The 7,945-nt window shown below is 44.7% G+C and carries 3 protein-coding genes and 1 pseudogene; 1 reads left to right on the top strand and 3 read right to left on the bottom strand.

Annotation, left to right across the window (positions count from 1 at the left end):
• Positions 1-389 precede the first annotated feature (389 nt).
• A complete protein-coding gene (locus ABLA33_RS09665) occupies positions 390-3,092 on the top strand; it encodes a calcium-translocating P-type ATPase, PMCA-type (protein WP_347720143.1) in 2,703 nt (900 codons plus the stop codon).
• A 363-nt stretch (positions 3,093-3,455) separates the two neighbouring features.
• Here the strand turns inward: ABLA33_RS09665 and ABLA33_RS09660 are convergent.
• The 3 genes and pseudogenes from ABLA33_RS09660 to ABLA33_RS09650 all read right to left on the bottom strand — a co-directional run.
• Positions 3,456-3,761, bottom strand: a pseudogene (locus ABLA33_RS09660) (cysteine peptidase family C39 domain-containing protein); the annotation flags it as partial.
• A complete protein-coding gene (locus ABLA33_RS09655) occupies positions 3,761-6,703 on the bottom strand; it encodes a hypothetical protein (RefSeq protein ID WP_347720142.1) in 2,943 nt (980 codons plus the stop codon). The pseudogene ABLA33_RS09660 and the gene ABLA33_RS09655, both read right to left, overlap by 1 nt.
• 228 nt (positions 6,704-6,931) lie before the next feature.
• On the bottom strand, positions 6,932-7,219 hold the full coding sequence (locus tag ABLA33_RS09650; protein WP_347720141.1) for a hypothetical protein: 288 nt from the start codon (positions 7,217-7,219) through the stop codon (positions 6,932-6,934).
• Between the last annotated feature and the right edge of the window lie 726 nt (positions 7,220-7,945).

The following is a 7,945-nucleotide window of genomic DNA, read 5'->3' as shown; positions in this document are numbered from 1 at the left end:
TTATAACCGAATTGGGATTAATGGCAAATCTCAGAAAGTCCTTTGTTAGTAATCTTCTTTTTGATCTGCAACTCCCACTCGTGGAGGCTTATATAACAACTCTTCACCTGTAATGCTCTTTGGGCATTGCAGTTTTTTTATTGTCCTCCCTTCCTCAAAGAGGGGCGACACCGGAGAAGTAGGGTAGCTTATGCATCTTCAACGGAAGCACACAATTTTCCTCCAAAGCAAGACTTTTTCTCCTACTCCTCTTCAAAAAAACTTGCTGCTTGGCGCATATTCTGAGGCTTAAAATCATAAATAACATTTCACTGCTGCAACTTTTTTGAGGACTCTTCACTTTTCGAATGAAAGTTCCGTAACTTTGCCGCTTTCTATACGATTTTATAATGACTACAAAATCATTTTCTACGGGACTTACCGAAGAGCAAGTGCTGGAAAGCCGGCGCGTACATGGTGATAATGTTTTGACGCCAGCAGCCAGAGAATCACTCTTCCGTAAGTTTCTTCATAAGTTTCAGGACCGACTCATCATTATCTTACTCGTCGCAGCCGTTTTGTCCATACTGATTGCCTGCTATGAATTTTATGTGCTCGGCCTCGGCGTTTCTGTTTTTTTTGAACCTTTGGGCATCATCATCGCCGTTCTTTTGGCCACAGGGTTGGCTTTTTATTTTGAGATGCGCGCCGAACGTGAGTTTGCCGTACTCACCCAGGTCAACGACGACATCCCTGTGCGTGTGGTGCGCAACGGACATAACCATTCCGTTCCCCGTCGCGATATTGTTGTGGGCGACTTTGTCCTGCTCGACACTGGAGATGAAGTTCCGGCCGATGGAACACTGCTTTCAGCCAATAGTTTGAAAGTTGATGAGAGTACGCTGACTGGCGAACCCATCTGTTTCAAAACTACCCACACCGAACTTTTTGATGCCGAGGCAACGTTTCCCTCCAATCGTGTGCTGCGCGGCACGAAGGTGATGGAAGGCAACGGCAGCTTTCTCGTGGAAGCCGTTGGCGATCATACTGAGAACGGCCGCGTTTTCCGTGCTGCCCAAATCGACAATGGGGAACAAACACCTCTTAGTAGGCAGCTCGACAAACTCAGCATCCTCGTTTCCCGCGCCAGTTATGTCTTGGCCTCCCTCATCTTGGTGGGGCGCACGGTGGAGTACTTCCTGTCCGCTCCTCCCACGTTCAATTGGATTTTCTTTGCAGGGTATCTCCTTTCCAGCATTATGATAGCCGTCACCATCATAGTGATGGCAGTTCCAGAAGGCCTACCCATGGCCGTCACATTGAGCCTGGCCTATAGTATGCGCCGCTTGCTCAAGGCCAACAACCTCGTGCGCCATCTCCACGCTTGCGAAACGATGGGAGCCACCACTGTGATTTGTACCGACAAAACCGGAACGCTCACTGAGAACCGTATGCGCGTGGCTCATGCCGAGGTGCTGGCCGAAATGTGCTTTGCCGAAGCCCTCGCCGTCAATTCCACTGCTACGCTTGATGATACCGATACCAATCACATCGAAGTGCTCGGAAATCCCACCGAGGGCGCGCTCCTGCTCTGGCTCTCCGAGCAGCACCACGACTATGAAGCCCTGCGCTCTGCGGCAGCTGTCGTAGATCAGATTCCCTTTTCCACTGAGCGCAAATATATGGCCACCCTCGTCCAGTCCTCCGTTGACGGACAATGGCATATCTATCTGAAAGGAGCTTCCGAAATCCTCTTCCATTTCTGTCCCCAGCTCGATGAATCTCGCCAACAAAAAATTCTTAAAACTCTCTTCTCTTATCAGCAGCACGCTTTCCGCACACTCGGCTTTGTAGATCTCGCTTTCTCCTCCCAAGAGGCTGCTGAAACCGAACTCTCTGCACTGCGCCAAAGCGGCACACTTGCATCGCCCGATGCCGCCACGCTCAACAGTACCTTTCAAGGCTATGTGGCCATCTCCGATCCCGTACGCGCTGAAGTGCCCGCCGCCATTCGTTGCTGCCTTACTGCTGGTATAGGCGTGAAGATAGTGACGGGCGACACTCTCGGCACCGCGCGCGAGATAGGCAGACAAGTGGGGATCTGCTCCGATGCCGATTCCGCGCAGGCTTTCATCACAGGTCCAGAGTTTGCCGCTCTCAGCGATGAGGATCTGATAGAGCGGGTAGGGGAATTGAAAGTCATTGCCCGCGCCCGCCCGATGGATAAGAAGCGATTGGTTGAAGCTCTGCAAAAGCGCGGAGAGGTAGTGGCCGTTACTGGCGATGGCACCAATGATGCTCCTGCTCTGAAAGCTGCTCATGTGGGTCTCTCCATGGGCGACGGCACGAGTGTGGCTAAAGAAGCGAGCGACATCACGATTATCGACAATTCGTTTAGCTCCATCGTCAATGCCGTTATGTGGGGACGCTCGCTCTATAAGAATATCCAGCGATTCATTCTCTTCCAGCTCACCGTCAATGTGGCCGCCTGCCTCATTGTCCTTATCGGCTCGTTTATGGGTACGCAAAGCCCGCTCACCGTTACGCAAATTCTGTGGGTCAATCTCATTATGGACACCTTTGCCGCAGTGGCTCTGGCCTCTCTTCCGCCTTCTTCCGACGTTATGGAAGAGCAGCCACGCGCTCGCGAAGCCTTTATTATCACGCCCGCCATGCGATGGAACATTCTGCTCACGGGCTTTGCCTTCACAGCTCTTCTGTTGGTAGCCCTCTATGTGCTGAAACATTTTTATGTCTACAGTTTGTGCTCCTTGCCCGAATCTTTCTCTTTAGTGAGAGCTACGGGCGGCAATCTGCTATCTGACTACGAGTTGAGTCTCTTCTTCACCTTCTTCGTTCTGCTCCAATTCTGGAATTTGTTCAACGCCCGCAGCTTCGCCACGTCTCAAGTGTGGCCGCGCCTCCGTGGTTGCCGCGGTTTCTTCTTGATAGCCGGTCTCATTCTGCTGGGGCAGGCGCTCATCGTCAATTTGGGTGGACCGGTGTTCAATGTAGTGCCGCTCTCGCTTTCGGATTGGTTGTTGCTCCTTGCCGCCACTTCTGTCGTCCTCTGGGTAGGTATCGCACTGCGCGCTGTCCGTCATCGTAAATAATTCCGTAAATCTAACGGTGCGAGAATCGCGCGAAAATCATCGCTTCTCCCGCCACTCGTTTTTGTGGCACTCTGGAAAAGTGCCTTTCCTAAGGGTGTCCGTCTATGCAATAAGGCTATTGGCGGACACCCATATTGTATCCGCCAACGCAATAAGGATGCTGGCTGACAGCATAAGGATATTGACGAACAAAGCAGGGCAGGGAAGTTGAGAAAAATGCACGAAATATCTAAAAACGCCCTTTTCTCCTCGTTTTCTTCCGTTCATCCATCGTCTTTTCTGCTTCTTTTCCTCTACTTTCTAAGAGCGCACATCGTTTTCTCTTTTCTTTCGCTCTATTTCTCCAATCTGTGTTGTCAAGGAAAAACCGCTTTTTGTCTCCTTCACTTCATAGCATACCACAAAATGACTCTGATTCCAGTGAAGAATACACGGTAGCTTTGCTTCCTCCACTAATTGGCTTAAAGTAAGTTTAACGCCATTCGTACGAAAACCAATGCTTTCTGCCGCATCACAAATTCCCAAGAGTGATACTCCTTCTCGAGTTATAAAACATTTGTTGCGCAGTGTTTGTAACGTATAATGATGTCCGTAGTACTTCGCAATCATACGCAAACAAGAAGGGCCACAGTCCATTGCATCATTCTGTATATAGTGTGGTAATCTCATTATTCTTTACTTCTTTTTTTGCTACTCCAATTTGTCATATATACCAAAGATAACAAGGCGTAGCGAGGCATCACATTCGTGTAGTTTTCTATGCGAGAGAACTGATCGATGGATGTTTGCAGAGAATTTGCTTGGTGTAAGATGTCGTATACCTTAAATCCGACCGATAATGTACCATGCGAAAGTTGGAAGTATTTGTGCAAGGAGGCATTCCATCGAATGGCTGTTTGATTGATAGAACGTTCGGAATAACCTTTATATATCAATGTATTTATATCCGACTGAAGCTCGACATCCCAAGGCAGTTGCCAAGTGAAATCGGAACGCAGTCTTGTTGTCCGATAATTGTTTGTTGCTTGCGGCTGTTGCACGGACTGCAAAGCCGTAGACCATAATACTGAAGCTCTAAATTTACTGCTTATATTAGCAGTAAGATATAGTTGTGGAGTGATGGTGAGCGATTGTAGCAATTGGTTTTGGGACAAAGCTGTGCCATCTATATATGATAAGATTTCACCTTGATAATAGTCTCCAGATAGTTTTGCTGTCAGCCATAGTTTTTGAGCTTTTCCCAAAGGAATTGCATAACTTGTTGCTCCTTCGAGCCAATGTGTGCGGTTGGTGTTTTGTGGTGTATATATACGACGTCCTGTGCGACTATTGTAAGCCGAAAGAAACGTAAAATCATTAAAGACATGTCGCCATTGTGCTTCTAAGAGCCAGAGATGTTGCATTGTGCGATGTCGGCTTTGATAGAGCAACTGCAGGTTCTGCTCCCACGCATTTTTCAAATGTTGATTGCCTTGTGAGATATTATTGGGGTCGCTATCATCACGGACAGGCAGAAGATGCAGCATATTAACGAGACGAGGTGTGCCTTTATATAGTATTTGAGCAGACGAAAGCCAGCGTTGATCTTCTGTGTTGCCTTCTTCCCACTTGAGTGTCAGGTTAGGAGTAAAAAGCCATGATTTACACTGAATATGATGAGATAGTCCTCCACGTAGATATGCCAGCGAGCGATGAGCAAGAGATGTCTCTGCTGTAGCTCTGATGTCAAAGACGTTTCCTGTCTCTGTTTTGTGCTGAAAATTAAATTGTGTGCCAATGGCAGAATGATGTTCAGTGAGTGTGGAATTATATGAATTGTTGTAATCCATACAACTTGCCTGGAAATCGCTAATAGATGATATATCTACCAATTTCGAGAACCAGTCATAAGTTGCAAAATGGCTATCCCAGTCTAAGCGATAAAGCGAATGCGTAGCATCTCCGTGGTTATACTTATACTCAATGTAAGGAGTTAGTTCCCCATTATTGCGTTCTTTTTCAGCTACTTTCCATATATATTCTGCTCGCATTTCTGCTTTTTGTGCTTGCGAGCGATCCTTTATATAATTCCTTCGCCAATCGGGTGATACAGGAGTGTAGCGAGTGAGGATATAATTCTCATTGTGCGTATCATTTTCCGTCATTGCTTGATAGCGGAGATAGGTTTTCAGAACGTTCTTTCGCAAAGTGTAAATCGAAGCGAGGGAAAGCGTATGCACGTTTTCAACTTGCTTGCTTAGAGTTGGATGAAAGAGAGAAAATAGCAGTGGTGTTTGTGACTTGTCTTTCTCTTGTGCATAGAGAGAGTCTAAGGAAATTGTAGCCCAATTTTGAGTAGTTATGCTATCGTACCACGAAAGTGCGATTTTTTCAGATTGTCTCCGATGATGTCCAAAACGGAAAGTATATTGTAACTCATGCTGCTGTTTCTTGAAGCGATAGCGCACTGCAGCAAAGGCATTAGTGGTATACTGACGCTCTTTATTTTGTTGTCTCGAGCGGTTGAATAAATCTTTTGAAGGGAAAAAGGTTTGCTGATAGCTTTGCTCGTTCAAAAGGCTTTGCAATCGTTCGACTTGTGCTTCTGTTCGGAAACGCCAGTAGCGGTTAGGTTCATAGAAATAATTTACTTTAGCATTCCAGCGTTTGAAACGCCCAGCAAGAAAGAGGTCTGCACCATCTCCCATTTCCGACATTTCACGCTTTTCATTCAAATTATTGGCATCAAAATTGGCTGTGAACATCTGTCGATCATCCATACGCATCAACATCCCTTGACTTCCCCAAAGCCGACTCGTCCCACCATCGGCTTGCAACTTTGCTATCCAAGTACCGATATATTCTCGTTTGAGCTTTACATCCATTACATAGCTCTTGTCATGCATATTTCGTCCAGTCAATTCGCTCATATCGCCAGCCTTTTCGTACACCTTTATCTTACTTACAACATAAGCTGGTAAATTGTCTAAAGCTGCCTGAATATTCCCATTGAAGAAATCCTTTCCACTGAGCATCAAGTTTTCGATGGGGCGCCCATTCACTTTGAGCACACCATCTTTCAGCTCTGTTCCAGGGAGTTGTGCTACTAAGGATTTTAGTTTATCCATCTGCGACACATTGAACGCACCTGCATTGTACACCAGTGTGTCACCTTTATAGTACATCTTGATTTTTGTGGCTTTTACAACCGCTTCTCCAAGTATCTTATCCTTGCGCTTGGGGAAGAGATAAAAATCTCCCAAATCCAAACGCTCTTTCTGCAAACTCTTGGCTGAGATTATCTTTTCAATGCTCTCATAGCCTTCCTTTTCTATGACAAGGTGATATGCTTGAGCAGAAATCGGTGCATTAAATTGTAGCATAAACAGTGCTCCAATTTGTGTGTTTTGATAGACAAACACATTGCCATTCTCCTCTGTTCGTTCTGTTTGCAAAACAGTCGTTACTTGTGCAAGCAACGTATCCATAGTGGAAGTTTTTATACTCACTCGACAGTTTGCCAATCCTTTCTGTGTCAAACCATCATAAGTATAGCCACTGATAGTTACTCCTTGCGCATAAAGGAATAATGGTATCCAAAGAGATACAAGAGATAAGAGTTTCTTTAGCATAACAAATAAGATTACGAGTAATAAGATGTATTGAACACAGTGGAGATTAATCTCTACTGTGTTCAATGTGTTTAGAGACTTAAGCGTGCTTCATAAGTGACGACGTACCATTACAATATTTAGTAAGTACATGTGTTGGTCCACTGCATACAACAGAACCACTTTGTGCAGTACAAGTTCCTATGCGGTTACTTCTACGACAAGAGATAAATCAGTTGAAAGGGCACTTCATTCAAACTCATCCTTGTTCTTAAGCATCAAGGCGTTGGTCTCTATATTATAAAGTGACAACATACGCTCTAATCCATAAAAAGTATATTTATATGGATGTTCAAAATATAACTTATCCGAATATTTTGTATGCTTGACTTTTAGCAGTAAAAGAAGTTTGCTTAATAACGTCTTGTTCATAAGATACTTTTCTAAAACGAAAATACTAACATATTTGTCACCTTGACGTTGCAAATATGAAAAAAAACTTTTGACTCCACCAAGGCTTTCCGCAAAAATCTTCATCTTTCTTTTGTTTTCCCTCATAAACTCCTAACAACCCCAAATCGGTTTAAGGTTACCTCTTTTTTTACTCAGCTTATAGTCCACAACGATTCTTTCGACCTTGTTGTAGGTCGAAGATTCATTGTTTCACGCAGGTAGGTTTAGAAAAGTGTGAACTGCTTCACTTCTGCTTTCCCCTCCCTCTCAAACTCCATATTGATAGAGGGTTGTGTTGAAACTATTTTAAGGCAAAAAACAAGCCTTGCTTATCCCGAATTGGGCTTAATAGAATGTCTTTCGGAGGCTACTCGCCCCCCTGCCGACAGCACCCCCTCGGTGTTTTTCATTCCTCAAGCAGCCACCACCAAATAACGTAGAAAGCCAAATAAATAAAAATCCGTATCTTTGCCACCATAAGGCAAGTGTCAACCTAAAACAGATTTAGGAAACAGAGATGACAACCTCCCATAAACTTAAGTTCAGGAGCTGTCAACCAAAAGATATTTTAACAATCAGAACTGTCAACCTTTTTCAGTACAGAGCAATATTCTGCCTCTGCTTTGCATGGAAGAACAATGTTTTGGAAAGCAAATTTGAATGTAACTCGAACAGTCATAAGAAATGGACAGAAAAAAGTTGAAACGTATAAGTATTCTTTTAAAATATGAAATATTATATTTGTACATTAGCGACGATTATAGCAATTTTTATTGCTAGCAGTTGCAAGGCTCAAAGCAAGTTGCCAGA

The sequence above is a fragment of the uncultured Alloprevotella sp. genome (assembly GCF_963536905.1).
Taxonomy (GTDB): domain Bacteria; phylum Bacteroidota; class Bacteroidia; order Bacteroidales; family Bacteroidaceae; genus Alloprevotella.
The sequence above is the reverse complement of the archived record's forward strand: the minus strand, read 5'-3'. Positions and strand labels throughout refer to the sequence as shown.

What these genes read in the sequence shown, in the direction of transcription:
- ABLA33_RS09665 (WP_347720143.1), top strand. Translation starts at nt 390, where the DNA reads ATGACTACAAAATCATTTTCTACGGGACTTACCGAAGAGCAAGTGCTG.
- ABLA33_RS09655 (WP_347720142.1), bottom strand. Translation starts at nt 6,703, where the DNA reads ATGCTAAAGAAACTCTTATCTCTTGTATCTCTTTGGATACCATTATTC.
- ABLA33_RS09650 (WP_347720141.1), bottom strand. Translation starts at nt 7,219, where the DNA reads ATGAAGATTTTTGCGGAAAGCCTTGGTGGAGTCAAAAGTTTTTTTTCA.